Here is a 23,199-nt window from a genome sequence, read left to right as displayed (position 1 = left end):
CCACGCCCAACGACCCGACATCTCACCCACGCAAACTCGACCTCACATCACACCAGCCCGGGGCCAACCGGATACAGCCGAAGCCCACCCGCCTCAACACCACGTCGCCATCGGCGGCGCGCCGGGTGGCTGGAGCTGGTTGATCCCCCACCACATAAAAGCCGCCCGCGCACCACCCCCCACCGCATGAAGCCGCCCTCGCACCACCGCCCTCTCGGCGCACCACCTCACCTGCACCACCGCCATCTCGCCACACGGCCCCTCCCGCAGTACCGCCTCTTCCCACACGACCTCACCGGCATCAGCAATCCAAAAGCGCGAATCGCTGGTCCCACACCAAAACCCGTCAGCCTCCACCACCACCTCCTCCGCCGGAGAAGCGGCCGGGATGGCGCCACCTCACCAACCCCCCATCCCAAGAGCCCTGACGTCTCCTCCACGCGCACCTCCGCTGGTCCACCTCAGGACCCCATTCGATCCGCACCCCCATCACCAGCCCTTCGTGTGCATACCGTCCGACACGGATAGGTTCATCACATGACTGATGTGCGAATCGTCTTTCGAAAGTACGGCGGCGCATTGCACTGGAACCACCCCGGCCGCCTACTTGGCGAGGATGAGCACGGCGTCTGGGCGGAAATCCCAGGAGGAACAGTCGCCCGCAAGGGCGAAGGCCCGCCTGTCACGTGGGAGTCAACCGCGATCATGTTGTTCCCCCGGGACGCCTGGTGGACCGCATCCTTCAACATGCCACCCCACAAAAGCGAGATCTACGTCGACGTCACCACCGTTCCCGAATGGAAGGACGACGAGGTCACCATGCTCGACCTGGACCTGGACGTGATTCGCCTGAGGAACGGACGCCTGATCCTCGACGACGAAGACGAATTCGCCGAACACCAACTCCTGCTTAATTATCCACCTGAATTAATCACACGAGCAGAAGAAACCGCACACTGGCTACTGGACGCAGTCGGAGAGAGAAAAGGCCCTTTCGGCGGCGCACATCTGGAATGGCTCGCAAGAGCCACCTAATCCCATTCAACCCAAATTTCAGCACTCACACCCAGCATCCCCAACATAATCACATGCTCACGCCCACGCAAGTCAAGCCAAGCAAGCCAGGCCAACAACCCAAACAATCGATCAAGCAATCATCCAAGAAATATGCCCGACACATCACCCTGGCACAACCACAATCGCGATCACCACACTACGACCGCTTTGCCGCTATTACCGAAATCCGCCACCTCCACCGCAGAACCCACAACACCAACACCGCAGCACCATCATCCTAACCGCACCACCGGCGACAATCTCATCCGGCAGCCGAAACCAACCCACTCTCATACGCCACAATAACAAGCTGCGCCCGATCTCGAGCCTCCAGCTTAGCCAGCAACCGCGTGATATGTGTCTTAACCGTAGCCAAACTCACCTGCAAATAAGCAGCGATCTCACCATTCGACAACCCTCGCGCAATCAACATCAGCACTTCCCGCTCCCGCTCCGTAACCCCCTCGAGCCCCTTCACCCGAGGCAGTACGGGCGTACGCGTGAACTCCTCGATCAGCCTGCGGGTAACCGTGGGAGCCAGCAGCGCCTCCCCACCCGCCACCACCCGAACAGCAGCAAGCAAATCCGCAGGCGGCGTATCCTTCAGCAGAAACCCACTCGCCCCAGCCCGAAGCGCATCGTAAACATAAGCATCCAGATCGAACATCGTCACAACCAAAACCCGAGCAACGTCCTTGATACGCCGAGTAGCCTCAATCCCATCCATTTCCGGCATCCGTACGTCCATAAGAACCACATCAGGACGCTCCTCCAACGCCACGGCAACCGCCTCGGCCCCGGTCGCAGCCTCTCCGACCACCTCCAGGTCAGGCTCGGAGTCGACCAGCACCCGGAAACTACCCCTGAGCAACGCCTGATCGTCGGCAATGACCACTCGGATCACTTGACCTCCTCATAGGGAAATTCCGCGAATACTCGAAACCCCCGCCCCGGAAGGCTCCCGGCTTCAAACGAGCCACCGTACATCATGACCCGTTCCCGCATCCCAATAAGCCCATGCCCGGCACCGGCTGAGGGCAAAGTACGCCGCCCCGGCCCATCATCGGTCACCTCGATCCGTACATTCTTGCTGTCAGCGACCACGGACACCCGGCAGCGCGCGGGCGCGGCATGTTTCACAACATTGGTCAGCGCCTCCTGCACAATGCGATAAACCGAGAGCGCCACGCCCTCAGGCAGCCGTTTCCACTCCTCTGACCCTTCGCGTAGCCCTTCCTCGTCACCGGCCTCAATGCGGAGCTCGAGCTCAACGTCGACCCCCGCCAGCCGAGCCTGTCCCGCCAAGCCCCGGATTCCCGCCAGGCCGGGCGCGGGCACCAGATCGGGCACCGCAGTGGACCTCAGCACACCGAGCAGGTGTCGCATTTCGACCAGCGCACTTCGGCTGGCGGTCTCGATCACGCGCAAAGCGTCGTGCGCCTCTTCCGGCTTGGTCGCCAGGACGTGATTGGCGACGCCCGCCTTGACGGCGATCAGCCCTACGTTATGCGTGACGACATCATGCAGCTCGCGAGCAATCCTTAACCGCTCCTCCGTCACAGCCTGCGCCGCCAGCCGCTCGGCGTCACGAGCCGCGAAAAATCTGCGCTCCTGCACGGCGCGGCCGATCGTCCATGCCCCTCCCAGTGCCCCGATGCCCAAGAGCGGCTGGTCGAGGTGCAGCAGCCAGTTCGGAGCCGTGTCGTGCGGCGCGCCCGCCATGGTCAGGCCCAGGACAGCGGCCAAGCTGACCGCCGCGATGGCCGACGTGGGGATCGCCGGACCGCGCCCGTCGGACAGAGCAACGACATAGAGGGCGTACGAAGGCGCGAGGTAAGCGAATCCCACGGTGTCCACCAGCACGGCATAGACGGCGAGCACCAGGGTGAAGCAGAAGACCGGCAGAGGCCACAGCCTGCGCAGGGCCAGCGGCAGCCCCAGTGCGAAGGGAAGGGCGATCCGCATCCATGGAGGCATGGCCGTGGCGTGAAGTGTCACCGTGAACAAGGTGAACCCCAAGAACAACCCGACCAGCGCATCGAACATGATCAGCTGATGCCGGCTCAGGCGCCTGGCGAAGAAGGGGTGCGTGTCGTCCACGCGTTGAACCGTAGCCGCTGAACCCGCGTGCCCACGTCAACCCACGGTCTGACCTTGAGGTTCGAACCGTGGTCCGACGCGCCGGCCACCCACCGTCCCGCATCCTTTACCGCGTGATCGAACTCCAACACCTCACCAAGCGCTACGGCGGCACGCTCGCCGTGGACGACCTGTCCTTCATGGTCCAGCCCGGCCACGTGACCGGCTTCCTGGGGCCCAACGGCGCCGGCAAGTCCACCACGATGCGCCTGATCCTCGGGCTCGACGCCCCGACATCCGGCCAGGCCCTCGTCAACGGGCGTCGATACACCGCGTTGAGAAGGCCCATGCACGAGGTCGGGGCCCTCTTGGACGCCGGCGCCGTCCACGGTGGACGCAGCGCCTACAACCACCTTCTCTGCCTGGCCCGCACCAACGGCATCGGCGCGATACGCGTGGCCGAGGTCCTCGAGCAGGTCGGACTTTCGGGCGTGGCGCGCAAGCGCGTAGGCGGCTTCTCCCTCGGCATGAAACAGCGGCTCGGCATCGCGTCCGCACTGCTCGGTGATCCGGGCGTGCTGATGTTCGACGAACCGGTCAACGGCCTTGATCCCGACGGCGTGCGCTGGATCCGCGATCTGATGCGTTCGCTGGCCGCCGAGGGCAGGACCATCCTGCTCTCCAGCCATCTCATGAGCGAGATGGCTCTCACCGCCGAGCGCATCGTCATCGTCGGCCGCGGCAGGCTCGTCGCCGAGGCCACCGTCGCAGAGCTGACAACGCGCTACCCATCGCTCGAAGACGCCTATATGGCCTTGACCGCCGACAGTGTCCAATATGGAGCGGCCCGATGAAGACGGTCCTTTCCTCTGAATGGCTGAAGCTCCGCTCGGTGAGAGCGACCCATCACGCGATCGGCATCGCAGCCCTGATGGTGGTCCTGGGCGTCATCTGGACGTTCTACGTGAGCAGCCTCGCCGACGAGCGCGGCACGCTCCGCGCAGCCGCCCCCGAGGAGGGTTTCCTGCCGCTGGTCCAGATCAGCCTGGCAGTGCTCGGCGTGCTGGCGATCACTTCCGAATACGCCACGGGCATGATCCGCACCAGTCTCGTCGCCGTCCCGAAACGCAGCACCTTACTCCTGGCCAAAGCAGGCATCGTCGGCCTGGCCACGTTCGTGGCCGCCAATTCGACCCTCCTGCTCACTTATGCCACGAGCCGCCTGATCGCGAACGATCGTCACCTCGGCTTCAACGAGACCTCATTCGCCGACGACCTGCCGATGCTGTTCGCGTCCGGCCTCTCGGTGACCGCCCTGGCCCTGGTAGGTCTCGGCCTCGGCGCGGCCATCCGGTCCACAGCGGGAGCCATCGTGTCGGTCGTGGCCATGCTGTTCGTGCTGCCCGGCGTGGTCAACTACCTGCCTCCGCCGTGGAACACGCGCATCGCCACACTTCTTCTGCCGAACCTCGTTCCGCAGATAGCGGATCAGCGACTGTCGTCCCGCCTCGGCGACGGCCTCCTGCCTCCCTGGGCCGCGCTCGCCGTGCTCCTCGCCTACCCGATCGTCGCCCTCACCATCGGCTACTACGAGTTCAAGCGGAAAGACGCGTGACCTTCCCCATTCCAACCCCGCAGCCCCACACCAGTCCTCCACCCGCCCACCCCAACCCCCGCGCTTTGGGGGATCACACCCGCGCGTGCGTCACCTCACTCGAAGTGGACCACCTGCACCAGCATGTCCCGGCCGCCCACATGAACCCCCGCCCATCCACTCAGCCTGCCTCTGGCCCAGCCACCCGGGCCGGCGACAACTGCCCACGACCGCCTGCCGTGAAAGCAACCACGAGAACGAATCCATGGATGAGACCGCTCGGCTACGCCCCGGTACGCACGTGAACATCCTCACCTCCGAATGGCTGAAGATCCGCTCGGTCCGCTCGACCTACCTGATCCTCGCCCTCAGCCTCAGCACCGTCCTTCTCGGCCTGGCAATCGCCGTAATGGCCGCGGGCACGCACGACGCTGCTCCCCCCGAGCAGCAGAGCAGAGCCCGGATCGCCAACCTGGAGGAGGCCCTCGTGATCGTTCCCCAGCTCTGCATGGGCATCCTGGGCGTCCTGATCATCACATCCGAATACGTAACAGGCCTGATCAGGACGAGCCTGACCATCGTCCCCCGTCGCTGGCCCGTCCTGGCCGCCAAATCCGCGATTGTCGGCACGCTGGGCCTGATCGTCGGTGCGCTGGCTGTCTTCGGCACCTATTTCGCGGCTCGAAGCGCGCTCGGCGACCGCTTCTCCGGTGCATACTCCACTGCATTCGGAGACCGGCTACCACTCCTGCTCACGCACAGTCTGACAGTGGCGATTTTCGCGCTGCTCGGCCTGGGGCTCGGCGCGCTCCTGCGCTCCACGGCAGGCGCGACGGCGATCATCGCAGGCCTCGTCTATGTAGTCCCCATCATCATCGGCAACATCCCCGAACCGTGGAGCGAACGCCTCGGCTCACTGATGATCGGCGCACTACCCCGTCAGATCACCGGCGACCTCATCACCACTTCGGTGTACGGCTCGCTCCTGCCTCCCGCGGCAGCCGCCGCGGTCATGATCGCGTACGCGGCCGTTCCCCTGCTTGCGGCCATCTGGCTGGTACGCCGAAGGGACGCCTGACATGTGGACCCGACCGGTTCCCAAGATTTGGATGTCAGCGCTCCTCCGACGCCATGCCCTCACGCATCAGGGCGCAAGCCGCCTGCTCCAGCAAGCACGCCGGCCCCGCACCACAGCCTGGCGAACAACGGCCCAGCCAGACCGTCCAAGACGGCCCCGTGGCCTTGCCTGTCACCTCGCAACCACGACAACAGCCGCCACCACCGCCACAGCACAGCAACAGCAACAGCAACAGCAACAGTGGGACCCGGACGAAGCCACCTGTACATACGGTCTTCCAACCGCGCGCGCCTTCGACCTTCCACCACAGGTGCGGCAGACAGATACACATGCCCTTCCGCAGGTACGACAGCCCACGGCGCACGCCCATCCACCGGTACGGCAGACGAAAACGTCTGCCGTACCGTCAGGAGGCTCAGACTTCGAGCACCACAGGGATGATCATCGGGCGACGGCGATAGGTGTCGCTGACCCAGCGCCCCACCGTACGACGCACGACCCGGCGGATCTCCTGCATGTCGACGACGCCGTCCGCGGCCTTCTCCTGGAGGGCCCTTTCGATCTGCGGAATGAACTCGTCGAACTGCATGGGGTCGATGCCCGACCCGCGCGCGTGGATCTCGGGGCCGGCGGTGAGCTTGCCCGTGTTGGAGTCGACCACGATGACCACGGAGATGAACCCCTCGTCGCCCAGGATCCTGCGGTCCTTGAGCGAGGTGTCGGTGATCTCACCCACGGACGAGCCGTCGACATAGACGTACCCGGCATGGACCGCGCCGACGATCTTGGCGCGCCCATCGACCAGGTCCACCACGACGCCGTCCTCGGCGATCACGATGTGGTCATCGGGAACGCCGGTGAGGGCCGCGAGCTTGGCGTGCGCGCGCAGATGACGCCACTCACCGTGAACGGGCATGAAGTTCGACGGACGCGTCAGGTTGAGGACGTACAGGAGCTCGCCGGCGGCCGCGTGACCGGAGACGTGCACCTTGGCGTTGCCCTTGTGCACCACCCGGGCGCCCCACCTGGTCAGCCCGTTGATGACCTTGTTGACGGCGGTCTCGTTGCCCGGCACCAGGGACGAGGCGAGCAACACGGTGTCGCCCTCGGCGATGCGAATCGGATGATCGCGGTTGGCCATTCTGGACAGTGCCGCCATCGGCTCGCCCTGAGAGCCGGTGCAGACGAGCACCACATCCTTGGGCGGCCATTCCTCGATGTCGCGCGAGTCTACGATCAGCTCCGGCGGCACCTTGAGATATCCGAGGTCACGGGCCACGCCCATGTTGCGCACCATCGACCGTCCGACCAGGGCCACCTTGCGGCCGTGCCTGGCAGCGGCATCCATGACCTGCTGGATGCGGTGCACGTGCGAGGCGAAGCTGGCCACGATGACGCGTTGCTCGGAGGTGCGGATCACCTCATCGATGACCGGCGCGATCTCCCGCTCACTGGTGACGAATCCCGGCACCTCGGCGTTGGTGGAGTCGGACATCAGCAGATCGACGCCCTCGGTGCCGAGCCTGGCGAACCCGCCGAGGTCGGTGAGGCGGCCGTCGCTCGGCAACTGGTCCATCCGGAAGTCGCCGGTGTGCAGGACGATGCCCGCAGGCGTCCTGATCGCGACGGCCAGAGCGTCGGGGATCGAGTGATTGACCGCGAGGAACTCGCAGTCGAAAGGCCCGAAGACGTGTCGTTCGCCCTCGATGACCTCGAGTTTGGTCGGTTGGATTCGATGCTCGGTCAGCTTGGCCTCGATCAGGGCAAGCGTGAGCCTGGAGCCGATGAGCGGGATGTCGCGCCGCTCGCGCAGCAGATACGGCACCGCCCCGATGTGGTCTTCGTGGGCGTGGGTCAGCACCACGGCCTCGACGTCGTCGAGCCGATCCCTGATGTACTCGAAGTCAGGCAGGATGAGGTCGACACCCGGCTGGTCGGGCTCGGGGAACAGTACCCCGCAGTCGACGACCAGCAGGCGACCGTCATATTCGAAGACGGCCATGTTCCTGCCGATTTCCCCCAACCCACCGAGCGCGACGATGCGCAAGCCGCCTTCAGGCAGCGTCGGCGGGGGGCCAAGCTCAGGATGCGGATGGCTCATGCCTGGCCCCCACGGTCAGATCTTGTTCTCAAAACTCCCGGTTCCTCCCCGTTCCTATACGTCTGTCAACTTCACCCCGCCGGCCACCAGGCAAGCACGCAGCTCGGCGATTTGCTTCTCTGTTGCGTCCACGAGCGGCAGCCGCACCGGACCGGCCGGCACCCCCACCATGCTCAGTGCCGCCTTTGCCATGATCGCGCCGCCCGCACGCAGCATGATCCCGTCCACCACGGGTGCCACCTGGCTGTTTACGGCCAGGGCCTGGGCGACGTCGCCGTTCTTGTGCAGGTGGATCATACGCGCCAACTCGGCACCCACCACGTGCCCGACGACGCTGACGAACCCGGCCGCGCCAAGGGAGAGCCAGGCCAGGTTGAGCAGGTCGTCGCCGGAGTAGAAGGCGAGATCCGTCGAGGTCATCACCTGGCTGGCGGCGAACAGGTCTCCCTTGGCGTCCTTCACGGCGACGATGCGCTCGTGCTGCGCCAGCCGGATCAGGGTCTCAGTCTTGATCGGTACGCCGCTGCGTCCCGGAATGTCATAGAGCATCACGGGAAGGTCGGTCGCGTCGGCGACGGCGGTGAAGTGCCGATACAGGCCCTCTTGCGGGGGCTTGTTGTAGTACGGCGTCACCACCAGCAGGCCGTGCGCACCGGCACGTGCTGCCTGCTTCGCGAGTTCGACGCTGTGACGGGTGTCGTTAGTGCCGGCGCCGGCCACCACTGTCGAGCGATCGCCGACCGCATCGAGGACAGCGTTGACGATGCGCTGCTTCTCGTCGTCCGAAGTAGTGGGCGACTCGCCGGTCGTCCCATTGACGATCAAGCCGTCATTGCGCTGCTCGTCCACCAGATAGGTGGCAAGCCGTCGCACAGCCACATAATCGACCTCGCCGTCGGAAGTGAACGGCGTGACCATCGCGGTCAGCATACGGCCGAAGGGCGCGTCGGTGGTTCCAGTTGGCGATGCCATAGTGCGAACGCTACCTGGATTCAGAAATCCATTGGACGTCGCCACCCCGCTTTGCCTGCCTGGAACCGCTTTTTGCCCCCTTTCGCCGGCATCTGGCCCCCCAGCCACCCGACGCCTGGCGGCTCAGCCGACTCCAGCAGCCACACCACCGACCACGTTCTCCAATCACACCATACGGCTCAATCCGGGTCCCCGGCGCACCACCGCAAACGGGGATCCAGCAGCGATCCGCCCCGGATCCCCTTAATCCCACCCATGTCCACCTGCATGGCGGCGAGTCCAAGCCCTCCAACCCAACTGGACCGTCTGTCGCCGATGTCACGCGACCACCACCGTTTGGCGAGACATGCATATCCGCGAGTGACGCCTCACCACCTGCAAGGGCGCGCCCACACTCCACTTGGCCGTTGCGTGCAGCTCGATCGGTTACCGAAGCGGCGCCCGGAAGGACACCCGACCCATGAACCGTTACGGGCTGGACAGCCGCCCAACCGGCAAACGCCACGGTGGGGCGGGACTCCAACGCATCCGACTCTGCCCGCCCGGGACGACCGAAAGACCCCCGTCCTCGGTCCCGGCAGGCTTGTGGGCACGCACCCGGCCGCGTCGGCTGGGCACGTACCTGGCCATGTCGGCGACAGGTGTGTCGACGTGCCGGAGCACGTCGGACGAGGTCGAGTCGCGGCTTACGACATCGCCACGCAATCCATCCCTACTTCGACAGTTCGATCTGGTATCGGATGAAGCCGCGATTCTCGGCCACTTGGTCGTACAGGCGCCGCGCCGTGCTGTTTGACTCGTGCGTGTTCCAGTACACACGGGAGCAACCGCGCTCCCGAGCCCAATCCGTGACAGCTTCGATCAACGCCCGCCCCACGCCTCTGCCACGGACATCCGGTGCGGAGAACAGGTCCTGCAGATAGCAGACGTCAGTGTCGGGCGCCGAGGTGTTCCCGTGGGTGAGGAAGTGCGTGATGCCCACCAGGCGCCCGTCCAGCCGCGCCCCCAGGGCGTGCAACCGGCCGTCCGCCTGGAACTCGTGCCATGCCCGGTCGTACATCTCGTCCGGCTCGACTCTCTCGTAGAAGTCGATGTACGCACGGAACAAGCCCTCCCAAACGTCCCGATCGGACGGGAGAAGCCGGCCAATGTCGATCATGAAGGTCCCTCGAAGTGATGCATCCCGTCGTGCGACGGGACAGCCATGGTGCTGTTCGGCGATCCAGAGGCATGGCCTGGTCGTAGGTCGCCGGAACGGCTTCGACGTCACAAGTTAGAAGAAGGTGACTCTTCCCGGTTACGGCCACTCCATGGCGATACCGGATGACCACTTGCCTCATGGCGTCAAAGAACCGGCTCTGATCATGGAGGAATACCCGTACGCCGTGCCCTCGCGACCTACGTAACTCCAGAGCGCGAGACCGTAACCCCCAGAGCACAACCGCCGGGCGCCGAGCACCCGGACCGCATCTCGATCCCAAGGCATGAGATGACTGCTGCGAACATGCGGGGGCGAGGTTGAGCGGCAAGGTGACGGAAGGCGCGTGCAGTGGCAAGCGAGGGCGTTTAGGCGCGGATGCGGCGGCGCGAAGCGAGGATGCGAGACGCGAAGACGTACAGCCAACCCGAAGCACAGGCACCGCGAAGGCGTACGCCCGAAGCCCTGCGGTGCAAGGCAGGTGCAACCGAGATGCGCACTCAGCCACATGCGCCCCTACAACGTCCAACCTGAACTTGCGTAACTTGAAGATTCGCGAGGTAAGGATGGCAGAGTAAGGACACGAGCTTTGAGGATGTCGCTGGTGAGGATGGGGATGGGCGCTTGCGGAGGTGGCGGGCCGGACGTGCCGGTGTCGGCCGAGTCTGCGTTCGAGACGCCTCACAGCTTCCCCAATAACCGCATCCGACCAGGGCGTTCGTTACCCGGGAGCGTCGTGGCTCCAGGGGCCGGACATGGAAGAGGTCGCCGATATGTGCTCGGGGGTACACACATCGACGACCTCTACCGGAGAATCGGCACCCCTTACATCTGCGTTACAGGGTTTCTCCGATAATTTTCCGCCATCGCAAAGTTGGGGCTCCAGCAGTCATCGATGACGGTCGGTTACCTGCCGAATACGGCAACATGGGGCAACGCCTCACACGAACCCCCAGGGATGGACTAGTGGCCACCTCAGATCCGGTCTACCTGCGTGTCGTCGAAGACATCCGGCGACAGATCACCGACGGCACCCTTCCCCCCGGCGCGCCGATTCCCTCGCGGGCGCAGCTGACCCGCAAGTATCAGGTCGGCGAGACTGCCGCTCGTCACGCACTACGTGTGCTCGCGGGCGAAGGCCTCATCATAGGCCGCGTGGGCTCGGGTCATTACGTCAGGGAACGCCCCGACCTAACCCCGCTGTACCGATGGCGGTTTCTCGATCACCCTGCCCCCTTCGCCGCCGATCTGCAATCTCAAGGCAGACGTGTGACGTGGGACTGGCACAGCGAACCGGCCGAGGCGGGGCCGGATATCGCCAGGCGGCTACGGCTGCCGGAGTCCGCCACGCTGACCAAAACGCATTATGTCTTCCGCGGAGACGGCAGACCGCTGCAGCTTGCCACGTCCTATGAGCTACGGGAGTTCGCTCCTCACACGGACGAGGAGCGCCGGAGCCTGGTCGCGAGGATGTACGCGCATGGCATAAAGATCACGGAGATCGTCGAAAGCGTACAGACCCGCATCCCTCGCCCGGTGGAGAGCGATGCGCTGGATCTGGCGGCGGGCGTGCACGTTCTGCACGTGGAACGTACCCATTGGGCAGGCGATCGGCCCGTCGAGACCAGCGACATCGTCATTCCGGGCGATCGCTTCCGGGTCACGTACAGCATGCCCGTTTAGACGGGGAGGCGCGGGAGGCCTCTTGGTGAGCGCGTTCTCACCGGGGCCTCCCGGTCTGACCCAGTGATGACCTGTGCCGCCCCTGGGAGAAGGGCCGGCCCGACTCGACTCGTCAGGCCCGACGATCACGCACTCGCCGGGCCAGCGTCGGCTCATGAGCGTGGAAGATCATCGGCGTTGCGCGCCCCACCGTGCTGATCCCAGTGCTTCCTGGGGTTGGCATCACGCGTGAATTTCCCGTCCGCCAGCACGATCGTGCTGCGTCAGGGCGCCTGAGGAAACCGGTGTGGGTCATGCTCCGGTCCGATCTCGGCATCGGCCGAACGCTCGTCGGAGTTTGTGGCATGCCCGGCACGCCGCGAACCTGCCAGAGCACGCGGAAGGCGGTGGGGCTTGGTGCCAGAGCGCGAGGTATGTGGGGCTGGTGTCGCAGTCGGGTACGCCGGCTACGGCGGGGTCCCGGCTGCCCTTCCGACAGTGGCACCCGACTGCCCTCCGACCGTGGCACGGTCCATGCGGGCGGATTGGCGGCGCCCTCTCCTCATGTCGCGCTAACACGGCGCATGGGGGGGCCGATTCGCCGTGACGCCAGGCCTTAGCTGACGCACCCGCCCACCGCGTGGGGAGGCGTCGCGTGGGGAGGCACCGCGTGGGGAGGCGCGCCGAATCGCTCTTGCACATGGTCTCTGAGCACCTCCATTCACCACCTGCGTCGGATGGACTGGTCGGAGGGATGGTCGTGCAGGCGATCCCGTGGTTGTTGGCGACCCGCCGGACGCTGTCGCTGTACGAGATCGTCACGCGGACGACCGCCTGGGCGCGATGGTGATCGACGAGGCATGCCAAGGAGCCCGGCTGGACTCGCCTGAACGTCCACCCGCGTGCGATGGCCGCCGGGGACGTTGCGTACACACCATCGCTGTTGGGCGTGCCGGCAGGTGGCGGGACATGACGGACAAGCGGTCACGAACCACTTCGGGGCGAATGTGCAGGTCAGAGATTGTCGGTGGGCGTTGGTACAACGGTTGCGGAGGTTGCCGATGCGAGTCAAAGATCTGTCCAAGAGCGATCGGCCGCGCGAGCGGCTCATGTCCATCGGTGCTGCCGCCCTGGCGGACCGGGAGCTGCTGGCCGTGCTGCTCGGCTCGGGATTCCGCGGGGCGAGCGCCCTCGACCTGGCCAGCCAGGTGATCGAGCACTGCGGGGATCTCGACGCCCTCGCGCGTTCCGATCCGCATCGGTTACTCACTTTGCGCGGTATCGGTCCGGCCAAGGCCGCACGGGTGACGGCGGCCTTCCATCTCGTACGCCGAGCGCAGGCGTGGCCCGAGCGAGAACGCATCACCAGCACGTCCGACCTGGCCCATGCCTGCGCTCCGTTGCTGCGCGACCGGACGCAGGAGCGGTTGGTCATGGTGGTGTGCGACACCGGTGGGCGGGTGCTGAAGCGGTCGGTGCTTACCGAGGGTGGGAGCGATCACACGGTGATGCCCGTACGTGAGTTGATCACGGAAGTGCTCACCTCGGGCGGGGCGATGTTCGGTCTTGCGCACAACCATCCTGGCGGATCACTCGACCCGAGCCCGGAGGACCTCGAGGCCACGGCCATGATCCTTGAGGCCGCACGGACGGTGGGGTTGCGGCTTCTCGACCATCTGATCGTCGCGGACGGATCCTGGAGGCGAATCCCCCTTTAGGGCAATTCATGTCTTATAAACCAACTCCACAGCGAAAGTTAACTTCTGTGATGCGCAAAGGGCATGATCCCGCATATAGCGCCGAACCGAGGTTTTCCAAGGGACGACCATGAGAACCTAATGGCGCGGGTAGGCCGTTATGGACGTCAGCCGGCCATTACTCGTCATGGCGTGGTTCCGCGCACCTCCTGGAAGCGCGGGATCACGCCATGGTCTCCCGCTGATCCCGGGTGAAGCCCATTCCTCCCTCTGAGATCTGGGCAGGCGCGTCGCCCGGGATCGCGCGAAGACACACGGTGCGTTTTCCACGGATGTGACGGCCACGGTTTGATTCGGTGGTCATCGCTCGATGTGGTCGTCATGGCCTGGTGCGGTGGTGATGACACGTACTCGACTTGCGGCCGCGCCTTTCTCGCGGTCGGGAGGCCCGGACTCTGCGGCCACTGCTTACTGCTGCCGCCCCCGCTGTCTCGGTCCAGGACGGGCGAGGGGTCGGCGTTGCGGACGAGGCTCAGTGTGCCGCAGTCGCCGAGACTCGGCGTGCCTTGTCGCCCCGAGGATGGGACGCGGGGTCCGTTCGGCAACGGTGTGGCGCCAGCGCCTTTGGCTTTCGCCGCGGCTCCACAACAAAAGTCGGAGCCACCGGTCATGTGAACCCTTCACCGGCCGGTGGTGCAGGCATCAGAATGTGTCTGCGGCCATCGCGCTCGATGTCCTTCTGAACTGCGTCTTCAAAAGGACCGCGATGGCCGTCACCATTTCTTCCACCTCGGCAATTCGACGACCAATCGGTCAAGGGGCGCAAGGAAGAGCGCTCCTTCACAAGGCCGACAGCACAACGGACTGCCATCGTGCCGCGAATGTCCGTGGTTCGATCCTGTGCTCGCAGGGACAAGCGGACCAAAATTGTGCAGGTCCGCACCAAATTCCGGCATTGGTTGCAACTACGGCGGGATACGTGAATTTAGGGTCTGTTTGCTGAGCGTGGGGATTTGTGGAGGTGCCGTCATATTGGCAACGGCATGGTGACGATGGCATCTTCGCGCTCCGCGGCTGCGGCCGCCTTGCCAAGCTGGCGGGGCAGTTGTGTTCATCTGGTTGCCAGGTGGTCAGCGGGTAGGCCGTCCAGGAAGTCTGCGAGGATCTTGTTGAAGACGTCCGGACGCTCCATGTTGGGATAGTGCCCGGCCTGGTCGATCGACGCTGTACGGCCGTTCGCGACGGTCCGGGTCAGGCGTTCGGCCATGCCGATGTGGTCAGGCGAGTCGACGGCGCCGTTGATGGCCAGCACGGGAACGTCGATCGTGGCCACGCGCTCCCACGTGTCGCGTACCGGGATGAGCAGGTTGGGCTCGCCGGCGGTGTGCTTGGCCATGGTGCCCCTGGCCATGCGTCGCAGGCGGGCAACGACCTCGGGATCGAGATCGTCGAGAGGGCGGTGCGGACCCGCGCCGAGGAGCGTGAACGCCTCCACGGAGGCGTCCAGATCGCCGGCGGCCATCGCCGAGTGCCAGGTGGTCATGGCCTGGGTGGTCCAGGGGTCGGTGAAGTAGGGCTCGCTGGTTCCGGCACCACCGACCACCACGGCGCTGACCAGGTCCGGGTGCTCCAGCGCGGTGTCGACGGCGACGCTCGCGCCCATGGAGACGCCCACCAGGACGGCGGGGCCGGTGTCCAGGTGGCGTAGCAGCGCGGCCAGGTCGTCGGTCAGCCGGTACGGCTCCGTACCGTTGGCGGAGCGGCCGTGACCGCGGGCGTCAGGGGCGATGACCCGGTAGCGCGAGGCGAAGGCCGGGATCTGGTCCTCCCACATGCGGTGGTCGAGGAAGCCGCCGTGCAGCAGAACGAGGGGACGGCCGGTGCCGGTGTCGAGCCAGAACAGATCCTTCATGACAACCAAGGTGTCACTTCTGGAGAAGGATGACAACTAAGGTGTCATCATGAAGGGGTGAGTGAGACGGATCCGGCCCAGGTGTCCGGAGAGCTGACCGACCGGCTGACCGAGGTGTTCGACCTCGTGGGGCCGCTGTACCGGCGTGCCCAGCGCAAGGTGGAGCAGGACGCGCCCATCGAAGGGCTGTCGGTCGGGGTTCGGGCGGTGCTCAATCTGCTCCGCGAGCACGGGCCCATGACCGTTCCCCAGATGGGGCGGGCTCAGGCGCTGAGCCGGCAGTTCGTACAGCGCATGAGCAACGACGCGGCCGAACGAGGTCTGGTGGAGTTCGTCGGCAATCCGGCACACAAGAGGTCCTCGCTCGTCCGACTCACCGGGGAGGGCCGGGCCGCGATCAACGCCGTGATGGACCGTGAGCGGGCGGTGCTGCGCCAGGTCGGTGGTGACCTGACCGAGGCGGAGGTGGCCGCCTGCCTCCGAGTACTCTCCCGTCTCCTCCGGCTTCTCGACGACGTCGAGGTGGATTAGGGCGCGTCGCATGGGTGGCGGGCAGGACGGTCGAGCGGTCTGGCCCGGCGCCCCAGTACGTGGCTGTGCTGGGGCTCGTCGGCGGACCGGCGGACTTGGCGTCGGCGGTGGCCGTGCTGTTCGGCGGGTTCGGGCAGGTGGCGAAGGCGGGAGCGGTCGTGGCGCGGGCCGTCCTGGCGCGGGCCGTCCTGGCGCGGACCGTCCTGGCGCGGGCCGTCCTGGCGCGGACCGTCCTGGCGCGGACCGTCCTGGCGCGGGCCGTCCTGGCGCGGGCCGTCCTGGCGCGGGCCGTCCTGGCGCGGGCCGTCCTGGCGGTCCTGGTGTTCGCGTGAGAGTTGTCGGTGGCGACCGGCTCATCGTCCGCGGAGTCGAGCGGGATGCGATGGACGCGCTCGCCGTCTGACGGGCACCCCGGCGGCATGACCATGCCAATGGGGACTGCCTCGGCGGTCTTTCCGCAGGCAGGGCCGGTGCCTGTTCTATAATCCGGGCGTGCTGGATCGCGCGGGGCCCGTGCCCATATACAAGCAGGTCGCCGACCTGGTTCGCGATCAGATCGAACGCGGTGAGCTCGGCGCCGGCGATCCCGTCCCCAGTGAGGCCACCCTCGAGAGGCACTACGCGATCGCCCGGACCACCGCCCGGCGGGTGGCCAGGGAGCTGCGGGAGCAGGGGCTGGCGTACACGATTCGGGGCGAAGGCACGTTCGTCGGGCGGCCGGGCACGCCGCGGTCGCCGAGGAGGATGCCTATTTATCGGAAGATCGCCGGAGAGGTCGCCGAACGTATTCAGCGGGGCGAGATTCCCCCCAACCGGGCAATTCCCGGCGAGAAAGTGATGATGCGCCAATATGGCGCCGCAAAGGTGACCGTACGCCAGGCTGTCGCGCATCTCCGGGATCAGGGCTGGGTCTTCACGGTGCCATATCGGGGCACATACGTGACCGACCCCGAAAAATGGCCCATAAATCAGGGTTCTTGATTGCCCCTCCTTTGGCGGGGCCCTTGGATTACCCTTGAGGCGTGCTGAATCGCGAGGGTGACACCTATCTATATCTGCAGATCAGCGAGGTCATCAGGGCGCGCATCATGGCCGAGCTCTCCCCTGGAGATCTCGTGATCAGCGAGGCGGGGATCCAGCGGGAGTTCAAGGTCGCGCGCACCACCGCGCGCAGGGCGATTCGGGTGCTGCGGAACCAGGGGCTGGTCCACACGCGGCAGGGAGAGGGAACGTTCGTCAACGTCCCCGGGCAGACCGGCCCCTCGGGGCGGCGGACGCCGTTCTATCGACATATCGCCGGTGAAATCCGGGAGCGGATAAGAAATCGCGAGCTCGTGGCGTGCCATCTGATTCCGAGCGAGGTCGAGCTGGTCCGTGCATACGGGGCCGCGCGCGAGACCGTACGCCGGGCCATTGCCGTGTTGCGTGAGGAGGGATGGGTGTACAGCGTTCCGCATCGCGGGAGTTATGTCGCTCCCGAGGAGCGGTGGCCCTCCTGCGATTAGGGCAGGAATGGCACCGGGCGCCGCCGGCCGGCCAGGGTCAGAAGACCGGGATGATTTCCTCCGGGTCGATGAAATCGACCTGTACGCCCTCCAGGTCCAGCTCAGGAATGGCCGGGAAGGCGATCCCCCAGCGTTCCACTATCGCGCGGATTCGCGCCATCGCCACGCGCCAGTTCTCCGCCTGCTCGTCGTACGACAGGACGCCCAGCCCTGCCTCCCTGGCGTGGTCCATGAGGACGCGGTGGTTGCCCAGGAAGTACGGCGGGAGCTCCCAGAAGCCCTCAGGCGGTTCCCAGAGAATCATGCTGAGGAAGACGAAACCCGCTCTGAGCTGACGGGTGATGAGACTACGCGTGTCCTCCGTGAGGCCCGGCCATTCGTTCTCCAGGATGGTCATGCAGATTTGCAGATGGCGGGACTCGTCGCGGCCGATGCGCTGGAACATCTCGCTGAAGACCGGGTGCGTGGTGCCCGACGCCATGCCCCTGAACAGGGTGGATGCGGCCATCTCCCCCATCATGAAGCTCGTGAACAGGACCGGCAGCGAATATCTCCCCACGGCTGAGGTGTAGCCGGTCCAGTAGCGACCGCCGTTGTGATAGAGCCAGCCGATGTTGTTGTGCGCGGCGGATTCGAGGTCGTCGGACGGGGTCCAGTCGAGCGGGCCGCCCGGCCAGAGTTTGGCGATGGTGCGCTGGCAACATTCCTCGTGGTTCATCTCGTCACGGGTGATCGAGAAGAAGCACTTCCTGACGGGGTCCTCTTCGTGCTTCTCGAAAGCCTGGATGGTGGCCCGGGCGAAGACCGCGGGCCCCGAGGCGTCGAAGTTCGCCAGGACCGCGAACCAGTACATGATGCCCAGGCGCTGCTCCCGCGTGAAGTCGTCCGGGCTCAGGCCGTCCCAGGGAAGGTCGGCCGGGTTCCAGAGCACGCGCTTGGACTTCTCGTATATGGCGGCGAGTTTCTCCGTCTCCACTCGCCATTCCATGGGATAGATGTTGGGTTGCGGGATCTCCGGCGCCGGCCAGAAGCCGCCTTCTGGGATCGTGAGGTCCGCCATGGTTGTGACACCTCCTCTCCCATCCTGCGGGGTGGCGTCACGGCTTTCAAGTACGGGCGCGCTGGGTGATGGCCACGCAGACGAGTACGGCCAGCGCCGCCGCCACCGTCGCGGGGCCGAAGCGCTCGCCCATCAGGAACCACGCCCAGATGAGGGTCAGGAGGGGCTGGGTGAGCTGGGTCTGACCGGCCCGGGCTATGCCGCCCCTGGCCAGGCCCGCGTACCAGGGGATGAAACCGATGAACATGGAGACCGCCGACACGTAGGCGAAGCCGGTCACGGCCTGGGGGGTGAGGGTGATGGGGGTGGTGAGGGCCAGGACCGCCGTGATGGGGGCCGTCAGGGGGAGTGACAGTACGAGGGTGTGGGAGATGACCTGCCAGCCCGGGGTGTGCCTGGACAGGCGGGCGCCCTCCGTGTAGCCGACCGCGGCCGAGAGGAGGGCGCCGATCAGGAGCAGGTCGGGCCACGACGGTCTGCCCTGGTGCTGGATGAGGGTGAACGTCGTGATGGCGATGGCGCCGGCCGTACAGGCTGCCCAGAACAGGGGGCGGGGGCGTTCCGAGGCCCGCAGGACGGCGCAGGCGGCCGTGGCCGCCGGGAGCAGGCCGGTGATCACGGCGGCATGGGCCGTGCTGGCGCCCAGGTCGAGGGCCAGGCCGCTGAAGACCGGGAAGCCGAAGACCACGCCGAGAGAGATCAGGGCGTAGGCGGGCCATTGGGACTTCCGGGGAAGGAGAGGGCGGTTGGTGGCTTTCAGGCAGGCTACGGCTATGGCGCCTGCTATCGCGGCTCGGCCTATTGCCACCAGCCACGGGTTGAAGCCCTGCATCGCGTGGACGGTGGCGGGGAAGGAGCCGGAGAACGCCAGGACGCCCAGGAAGGCCAGGGCCGTGCCTTGGCGGTGGCGCTTGTGCCGGTCGGTGGTGGGCGGCTGGGCACTGTCCGTGGAGGTCGGCGGCTGAGCGCCGTCGGATTGCGCCGAGCCGGACCGTTCGACGCCTCGCCGACGCGGCGACCTTGGGGGACCCACGGCCACGGGATCCGCGGGCAGCCCCGGGGCAGCGGGCGCGGCGCCCAAATGAGCGGATGCGGGGCCCGGATGAGACGACGCGGCGCCCGGGTGGGTGGCGGTGGGCGGTGGGAGGCGGTTCGAGGGGGCAGGGACCGCTACTCCTTCTGGAGCAGTAGCGCTATTCTCATCCTTCATGGACAACGATAGCAGTATCGCCCAGATCGCCGCGATGCTGCGCGAAGAGGCCGACCGGCTGGGGCCGGGGGCGCGGTTGCCGTCCAGCCGGGAGATCATGCGCCGGCACAACGTCAGCCCCGTCACCGTGTCCCGGGCCATCGGGCAGCTGACCGCCGAAGGACGGGTGGTGACGAGGCCGGGCAGTGGCGCGTTCGTGGCGCAGCGGGTCAGCCGCGCGCAGGACGCCGCCGACCTGTCCTGGCAGACCGTGGCCCTCGGCGATCGGGTGGTCGACGACGGGCCGGTCTCGATGCTGCTGGGCGCGGCGCCCGAGGGGGTGGTGCCGTTGACCGGCGGGTACCTGCGGCCGGGGTTGCGGCCGGACCGGCAGCTCGCGGCCGCGGCGGCGCGGGCCGTACGCCGGCCGGACGCCTGGGCCATGCCGCCCCTGACGGGCCTGCTGGAGTTGCGGCGGTGGTTCGCGACGCAGGCCGGTGGCGACATGACCGCGGCCGACGCGTTGATCGTGAGCGGCGGGCAGGCGGCGCTCACGCACGCGTTCAGGGCGCTGGCGGCGCCGGGGACGCCGATCCTGGTCGAGACGCCCACCTATCCGGGGGCGCTGGCGGCGGCCAGGGCGGCGGGGCTGCGCGCCACGGCCGTGCCGATGGACCGCGACGGTGTACGGCCGGAGCTGCTGGCCGAGGCGTTCGCCGTCACCGGGGCGCGGGTGTTCTTCTGCCAGCCCACCCTGCACAACCCCACCGGCGCCACCCTGTCGCCGGAGCGCCGGGAGCAGGTGCTGCAGGTGGCCAGGGCGGCGGGGGCGTTCGTCGTGGAGGACGACTTCGCCCGCTACCTGACCGAGCAGCCGCCCCCGTCGCTGGCGTCCATGGACCAGCACGGCACCGTGGTGCACATCGTGTCGCTGACGAAGATCCTGTCGCCGAGCATGCGGGTGGCGGCCGTCATCGCCAGGGGGCCGGCCGCGCACCGGCTGCGGGCGAGCCAGCTCGTGGAGTCGTTCTTCGTGGCGCGGCCGCTGCAGGAGACGGCGCTGGAGTTCGTGGGCTCGCCGGCCTGGCGGCGGCATCTGGCGACCGTGCACGCCGAGATCATGACCCGCCGCGACGCGCTCGCCGCGGCGCTCGCCGCGCGCATGCCGGAGGCCGAGCCGCACCTGCTGCCCGCCGGCGGGATGCACCTGTGGGTCCGGCTGCCGGCGGAGGTCGACGAGAACGCCCTGGTGGAGGCCGCCAGGCGGAACGGGGTGCTGGTGAGCCCGGGGCGGATGTACTACGCGTCCGAGCCGCCGGGGCCGCGCATCCGGGTCACGCACATGGCCGCCGCCCATCTGGCGGAGCTGGGGGAAGGAGTCCGGCGGCTCGCCGAGGCGCTCTCCGAAGCGACGGCGATCGGCTCTCCGAGGACGTGGCGATCATAGGCGTCCGACCCGCCGAGTAGAGTGACGGCATGCAGTTCTCCGCGGAGCTCGTACGTGACGCGGAGCTCGTACGAGACTTCGTGAACACCTTCGACGTCGAAGTCCAGGCGGACGAGCTGTCCTCCCCCGCCGAGCTGGCCCTGTGGCTGCGCGAACGCGCCCTCATCGGCCCCGGCGACCGCGCCACCGACGACGACCTCCAGACCGCTCACTCCCTCCGCGAGGGCCTCAGGGCCGCGCTCAGGCGCGAGGCCGCCGATCTCCCGGCGCTCCCCCTCAAGGTCGGCGTGCGGGCGGGGGAGCGGCCGGAGCTGGTTCCCGCCACGGGTGGTGTGCAGGGCGGGCTGGCCGGCATCGCCGCGGCAGCCACGGGCGCGTCGTGGGACCGGCTCAAGGTGTGCGCGGAGGGAACCTGTCAGTGGGCGTTCATCGACTCGTCGAAGAATCGTTCCCGCTCGTGGTGTTCTATGCGGGTATGCGGCAACCGCACCAAGACACGGGCTTACCGGGCGAGGAAGCGGGGTTCGCGTCATCTCCAAGGCTCAAACACCGATACGGTGTAACTCGTGCCTTGTGGCACGAACGGCAGGCGAAGGAGCGGGCCGAGATGGCAGACGTAGGCGTCCGGGCGGCCCGGCGCGAGGATGTGCTCCAGGTTGCGAACACTCAGATCCGCGCCTGGCGCTACGGCTATCGGGACTTCCTCCCCGAAGGCCCACTCGAGCAGATGACAGGCGCGGCGGCCGAGAAGATGTGGCTGCGCCAGTGGGACGAGGCGATCGTCGCACCTCCCACGTCCATGCATCGGGTTCTGGTGGCGGTGGAGACCATCCTCGACACCGAGGGCTTCCCGGCCCTCGGCGCGGGTGGCAGCGCCGCCCTCGTCACCCCCCGCGGCGGAGAGCGCGTGGTCGGCCTGGCCTCCCATGCCCCCGCCGAGGATCCCGACCTCGACCCCAGCGTGGTGGCCGAGATGCTGACGCTGCTGGTCGACCCCGACTTCGTACGCCGGGGCCACGGCAGCCGCCTGCTCAACGCCACGGTCGACTACCTTCGTGAGGACGGCTTCCGCCAGATCGTCACCTGGGTGTTCGCCGACAACTACGCGGTGCTCGGTTTCCTGGAGTCGGCCGGCTGGGGCGAGGACATGGCCGAACGTGTCCTCGACATGGGCCGCCCGATCCGGATGGTCAGGCTCACCACAGACATCAGCTAGAGGTTGAAGAAGGATATGGCAACCCCCGGCCAGTGGCTCGCCGGCGCCCGCCCGCGCACACTGCCCAACGCCGTCGTGCCTGTCATGGTCGGCACCGGCGTCGCGATCGGCGAAGACGGCTTCGTGTGGTGGCGGGCGATCCTGGCGCTGCTCGTGGCGCTCTCACTGCAGATCGGCGTCAACTACGCCAACGACTACAGCGACGGCATCCGTGGCACTGACGACCAGCGGGTCGGCCCGATGCGGCTGGTCGGCTCGCGCGCGGCCACGCCGCGGCAGGTGCTGATCGCCGCCCTGGGCTGCTTCGCGCTCGCCGCGGTGCTGGGCCTCGTGCTGGTGCTGGTCACGCGGGCGTGGTGGGTGCTGGTGGTGGGCGCGCTGGCGATCGCGGCCGCCTGGTTCTACACGGGCGGCAAGCACCCGTACGGCTACCGCGGGCTCGGCGAGCTGGCCGTGTTCGTGTTCTTCGGGGTCGTGCCGGTGGTGGGCACGGCGTACGTGCAGACCGAGCAGCTGAGCTGGCCTGCGCTGTTCGCGTCGATCCCGGTGGGGCTGCTGTCGTGCTCGATGCTGGTGGTCAACAACCTGCGTGACGTCGGCACGGACGGGCAGGCGGGCAAGCGCACGCTGGCGGTGCTGCTGGGGGCCGAGCGCACCCGTACGCTCTACGTGGCCTGCCAGGTCGTGCCGTTCGTGGTGGCGCTGGCGATGATCCCGATCACGCCGTGGGCGGCGCTGGTGCTGCTGGCCGCGCCGCTGGCGATCCAGCCGATCCGGACGGTGCTGGGCAAGGCGGTGGGCCCGGCGCTCATCGCGGTGCTGCAGCAGACGGGCAAGCTGCAGATGGCGTACGGGGTGCTGTTCGCGGTGGGCCTGGCCATCATCTTCTAGCGGGCGACCGT

Annotated in this window: 21 protein-coding genes and 1 pseudogene; 14 read left to right on the top strand and 8 right to left on the bottom strand. The window is 67.0% G+C overall.

The genetic code is table 11. The features are described 5' to 3' along the window. The first annotated feature begins 537 nt into the window (after window positions 1-537). Entirely contained in the window at window positions 538-1,035 is a 498-nt protein-coding gene (locus ACBJ59_RS42945; RefSeq protein ID WP_375115851.1) for a DUF402 domain-containing protein, read from the top strand. A 283-nt stretch (window positions 1,036-1,318) separates the two neighbouring features. On the opposite strand, the gene ACBJ59_RS42940 is transcribed toward ACBJ59_RS42945, so the two are convergent. Further along, the gene (locus ACBJ59_RS42940) at window positions 1,319-1,960 is read right to left on the bottom strand and encodes a response regulator (RefSeq protein ID WP_375115850.1); all 642 of its coding nucleotides are present in this window, start codon (window positions 1,958-1,960) and stop codon (window positions 1,319-1,321) included. Beyond that, complete coding sequence (locus ACBJ59_RS42935) at window positions 1,957-3,156, bottom strand: sensor histidine kinase (RefSeq protein ID WP_375115849.1); 1,200 nt, start codon at window positions 3,154-3,156, stop codon at window positions 1,957-1,959. The genes ACBJ59_RS42940 and ACBJ59_RS42935 overlap by 4 nt, the downstream gene beginning before the upstream one ends. Window positions 3,157-3,269: 113 nt before the next feature. Here ACBJ59_RS42935 and ACBJ59_RS42930 point away from each other — a divergent pair. The 3 genes and pseudogenes from ACBJ59_RS42930 to ACBJ59_RS42920 form a co-directional block, all read left to right on the top strand. Then, a pseudogene (locus ACBJ59_RS42930) lies at window positions 3,270-3,923 on the top strand (ABC transporter ATP-binding protein); the annotation flags it as partial. A 62-nt stretch (window positions 3,924-3,985) separates the two neighbouring features. Next, window positions 3,986-4,750 (top strand): ABC transporter permease subunit, encoded by a 765-nt coding sequence (locus ACBJ59_RS42925; protein ID WP_375115848.1) that lies wholly within the window; start codon window positions 3,986-3,988, stop codon window positions 4,748-4,750. A gap of 280 nt (window positions 4,751-5,030) precedes the next feature. Continuing rightward, on the top strand, window positions 5,031-5,807 hold the full coding sequence (locus ACBJ59_RS42920) for an ABC transporter permease subunit (RefSeq protein ID WP_375115847.1): 777 nt from the start codon (window positions 5,031-5,033) through the stop codon (window positions 5,805-5,807). Between the two features lie 415 nt (window positions 5,808-6,222). On the opposite strand, the gene ACBJ59_RS42915 is transcribed toward ACBJ59_RS42920, so the two are convergent. From ACBJ59_RS42915 to ACBJ59_RS42905, 3 genes are all read right to left on the bottom strand, one after another. Next, a complete protein-coding gene (locus tag ACBJ59_RS42915; protein WP_375115846.1) occupies window positions 6,223-7,908 on the bottom strand; it encodes a ribonuclease J in 1,686 nt (561 codons plus the stop codon). 54 nt (window positions 7,909-7,962) lie between these two features. Then, entirely contained in the window at window positions 7,963-8,880 is a 918-nt protein-coding gene (gene dapA, locus ACBJ59_RS42910; RefSeq protein ID WP_375115845.1) for a 4-hydroxy-tetrahydrodipicolinate synthase, read from the bottom strand. Between the two features lie 712 nt (window positions 8,881-9,592). Further along, window positions 9,593-10,039 (bottom strand): GNAT family N-acetyltransferase, encoded by a 447-nt coding sequence (locus tag ACBJ59_RS42905; protein ID WP_375115844.1) that lies wholly within the window; start codon window positions 10,037-10,039, stop codon window positions 9,593-9,595. A gap of 1,005 nt (window positions 10,040-11,044) precedes the next feature. On the opposite strand from ACBJ59_RS42905, the gene ACBJ59_RS42900 reads away from it, so the two are divergent. Continuing rightward, the gene (locus tag ACBJ59_RS42900) at window positions 11,045-11,761 is read left to right on the top strand and encodes a GntR family transcriptional regulator (RefSeq protein ID WP_375115843.1); all 717 of its coding nucleotides are present in this window, start codon (window positions 11,045-11,047) and stop codon (window positions 11,759-11,761) included. A gap of 1,040 nt (window positions 11,762-12,801) precedes the next feature. Next, window positions 12,802-13,458: a RadC family protein gene (locus tag ACBJ59_RS42895; protein ID WP_375115944.1), complete on the top strand. Its 657-nt coding sequence runs from the start codon at window positions 12,802-12,804 to the stop codon at window positions 13,456-13,458. Window positions 13,459-14,548: 1,090 nt separating this feature from the next. Here the strand turns inward: ACBJ59_RS42895 and ACBJ59_RS42890 are convergent. Next, window positions 14,549-15,349 carry an alpha/beta fold hydrolase gene (locus tag ACBJ59_RS42890; protein ID WP_375115842.1) on the bottom strand — a complete coding sequence of 267 codons (801 nt, stop codon included), beginning with the start codon at window positions 15,347-15,349 and terminating at the stop codon, window positions 14,549-14,551. 57 nt (window positions 15,350-15,406) lie between these two features. Here ACBJ59_RS42890 and ACBJ59_RS42885 point away from each other — a divergent pair, with 57 nt between their 5' ends. From ACBJ59_RS42885 to ACBJ59_RS42870, 4 genes are all read left to right on the top strand, one after another. Continuing rightward, a complete protein-coding gene (locus tag ACBJ59_RS42885) occupies window positions 15,407-15,880 on the top strand; it encodes a MarR family winged helix-turn-helix transcriptional regulator (protein WP_375115841.1) in 474 nt (157 codons plus the stop codon). 65 nt (window positions 15,881-15,945) lie between these two features. Beyond that, window positions 15,946-16,212: a hypothetical protein gene (locus ACBJ59_RS42880; RefSeq protein ID WP_375115840.1), complete on the top strand. Its 267-nt coding sequence runs from the start codon at window positions 15,946-15,948 to the stop codon at window positions 16,210-16,212. 160 nt (window positions 16,213-16,372) lie between these two features. Next, on the top strand, window positions 16,373-16,861 hold the full coding sequence (locus tag ACBJ59_RS42875; protein WP_375115839.1) for a GntR family transcriptional regulator: 489 nt from the start codon (window positions 16,373-16,375) through the stop codon (window positions 16,859-16,861). A 41-nt stretch (window positions 16,862-16,902) separates the two neighbouring features. Next, window positions 16,903-17,385 (top strand): GntR family transcriptional regulator, encoded by a 483-nt coding sequence (locus ACBJ59_RS42870; protein ID WP_375115838.1) that lies wholly within the window; start codon window positions 16,903-16,905, stop codon window positions 17,383-17,385. Window positions 17,386-17,422: 37 nt separating this feature from the next. On the opposite strand, the gene ACBJ59_RS42865 is transcribed toward ACBJ59_RS42870, so the two are convergent. Both ACBJ59_RS42865 and ACBJ59_RS42860 read right to left on the bottom strand, forming a co-directional pair. Next, a complete protein-coding gene (locus ACBJ59_RS42865; protein ID WP_375115837.1) occupies window positions 17,423-18,445 on the bottom strand; it encodes a hypothetical protein in 1,023 nt (340 codons plus the stop codon). 46 nt (window positions 18,446-18,491) lie between these two features. Beyond that, on the bottom strand, window positions 18,492-19,478 hold the full coding sequence (locus ACBJ59_RS42860) for a DMT family transporter (RefSeq protein ID WP_375115836.1): 987 nt from the start codon (window positions 19,476-19,478) through the stop codon (window positions 18,492-18,494). A gap of 175 nt (window positions 19,479-19,653) precedes the next feature. On the opposite strand from ACBJ59_RS42860, the gene ACBJ59_RS42855 reads away from it, so the two are divergent. From ACBJ59_RS42855 to ACBJ59_RS42840, 4 genes are read left to right on the top strand one after another with little or no spacing between them, the layout of a single operon-like run. Further along, complete coding sequence (locus ACBJ59_RS42855) at window positions 19,654-21,081, top strand: PLP-dependent aminotransferase family protein (RefSeq protein WP_375115835.1); 1,428 nt, start codon at window positions 19,654-19,656, stop codon at window positions 21,079-21,081. A gap of 29 nt (window positions 21,082-21,110) precedes the next feature. Beyond that, window positions 21,111-21,644 (top strand): CGNR zinc finger domain-containing protein, encoded by a 534-nt coding sequence (locus ACBJ59_RS42850; RefSeq protein WP_375115834.1) that lies wholly within the window; start codon window positions 21,111-21,113, stop codon window positions 21,642-21,644. Window positions 21,645-21,688: 44 nt separating this feature from the next. After that, window positions 21,689-22,297: a GNAT family N-acetyltransferase gene (locus tag ACBJ59_RS42845; protein ID WP_364128145.1), complete on the top strand. Its 609-nt coding sequence runs from the start codon at window positions 21,689-21,691 to the stop codon at window positions 22,295-22,297. Window positions 22,298-22,312: 15 nt separating this feature from the next. Then, window positions 22,313-23,188, top strand: coding sequence for a 1,4-dihydroxy-2-naphthoate polyprenyltransferase (locus ACBJ59_RS42840; RefSeq protein ID WP_375115833.1), 876 nt, complete (start codon window positions 22,313-22,315; stop codon window positions 23,186-23,188). Window positions 23,189-23,199 lie beyond the last annotated feature (11 nt).

Origin of the sequence: Nonomuraea sp. MTCD27, from assembly GCF_041950495.1 — a bacterium.
Taxonomy (GTDB): Bacteria; Actinomycetota; Actinomycetes; order Streptosporangiales; family Streptosporangiaceae; genus Nonomuraea.
The sequence above is the reverse complement of the archived record's forward strand: the minus strand, read 5'-3'. Positions and strand labels throughout refer to the sequence as shown.

What these genes read in the sequence shown, in the direction of transcription:
- ACBJ59_RS42945 (WP_375115851.1), top strand. Translation starts at nt 538, where the DNA reads ATGACTGATGTGCGAATCGTCTTTCGAAAGTACGGCGGCGCATTGCAC.
- ACBJ59_RS42840 (WP_375115833.1), top strand. Translation starts at nt 22,313, where the DNA reads ATGGCAACCCCCGGCCAGTGGCTCGCCGGCGCCCGCCCGCGCACACTG.
- ACBJ59_RS42915 (WP_375115846.1), bottom strand. Translation starts at nt 7,908, where the DNA reads ATGAGCCATCCGCATCCTGAGCTTGGCCCCCCGCCGACGCTGCCTGAA.
- dapA (WP_375115845.1), bottom strand. Translation starts at nt 8,880, where the DNA reads ATGGCATCGCCAACTGGAACCACCGACGCGCCCTTCGGCCGTATGCTG.
- ACBJ59_RS42855 (WP_375115835.1), top strand. Translation starts at nt 19,654, where the DNA reads ATGGACAACGATAGCAGTATCGCCCAGATCGCCGCGATGCTGCGCGAA.
- ACBJ59_RS42890 (WP_375115842.1), bottom strand. Translation starts at nt 15,349, where the DNA reads ATGAAGGATCTGTTCTGGCTCGACACCGGCACCGGCCGTCCCCTCGTT.
- ACBJ59_RS42925 (WP_375115848.1), top strand. Translation starts at nt 3,986, where the DNA reads ATGAAGACGGTCCTTTCCTCTGAATGGCTGAAGCTCCGCTCGGTGAGA.
- ACBJ59_RS42850 (WP_375115834.1), top strand. Translation starts at nt 21,111, where the DNA reads ATGCAGTTCTCCGCGGAGCTCGTACGTGACGCGGAGCTCGTACGAGAC.
- ACBJ59_RS42895 (WP_375115944.1), top strand. Translation starts at nt 12,802, where the DNA reads ATGCGAGTCAAAGATCTGTCCAAGAGCGATCGGCCGCGCGAGCGGCTC.
- ACBJ59_RS42845 (WP_364128145.1), top strand. Translation starts at nt 21,689, where the DNA reads ATGGCAGACGTAGGCGTCCGGGCGGCCCGGCGCGAGGATGTGCTCCAG.
- ACBJ59_RS42905 (WP_375115844.1), bottom strand. Translation starts at nt 10,039, where the DNA reads ATGATCGACATTGGCCGGCTTCTCCCGTCCGATCGGGACGTTTGGGAG.
- ACBJ59_RS42865 (WP_375115837.1), bottom strand. Translation starts at nt 18,445, where the DNA reads ATGGCGGACCTCACGATCCCAGAAGGCGGCTTCTGGCCGGCGCCGGAG.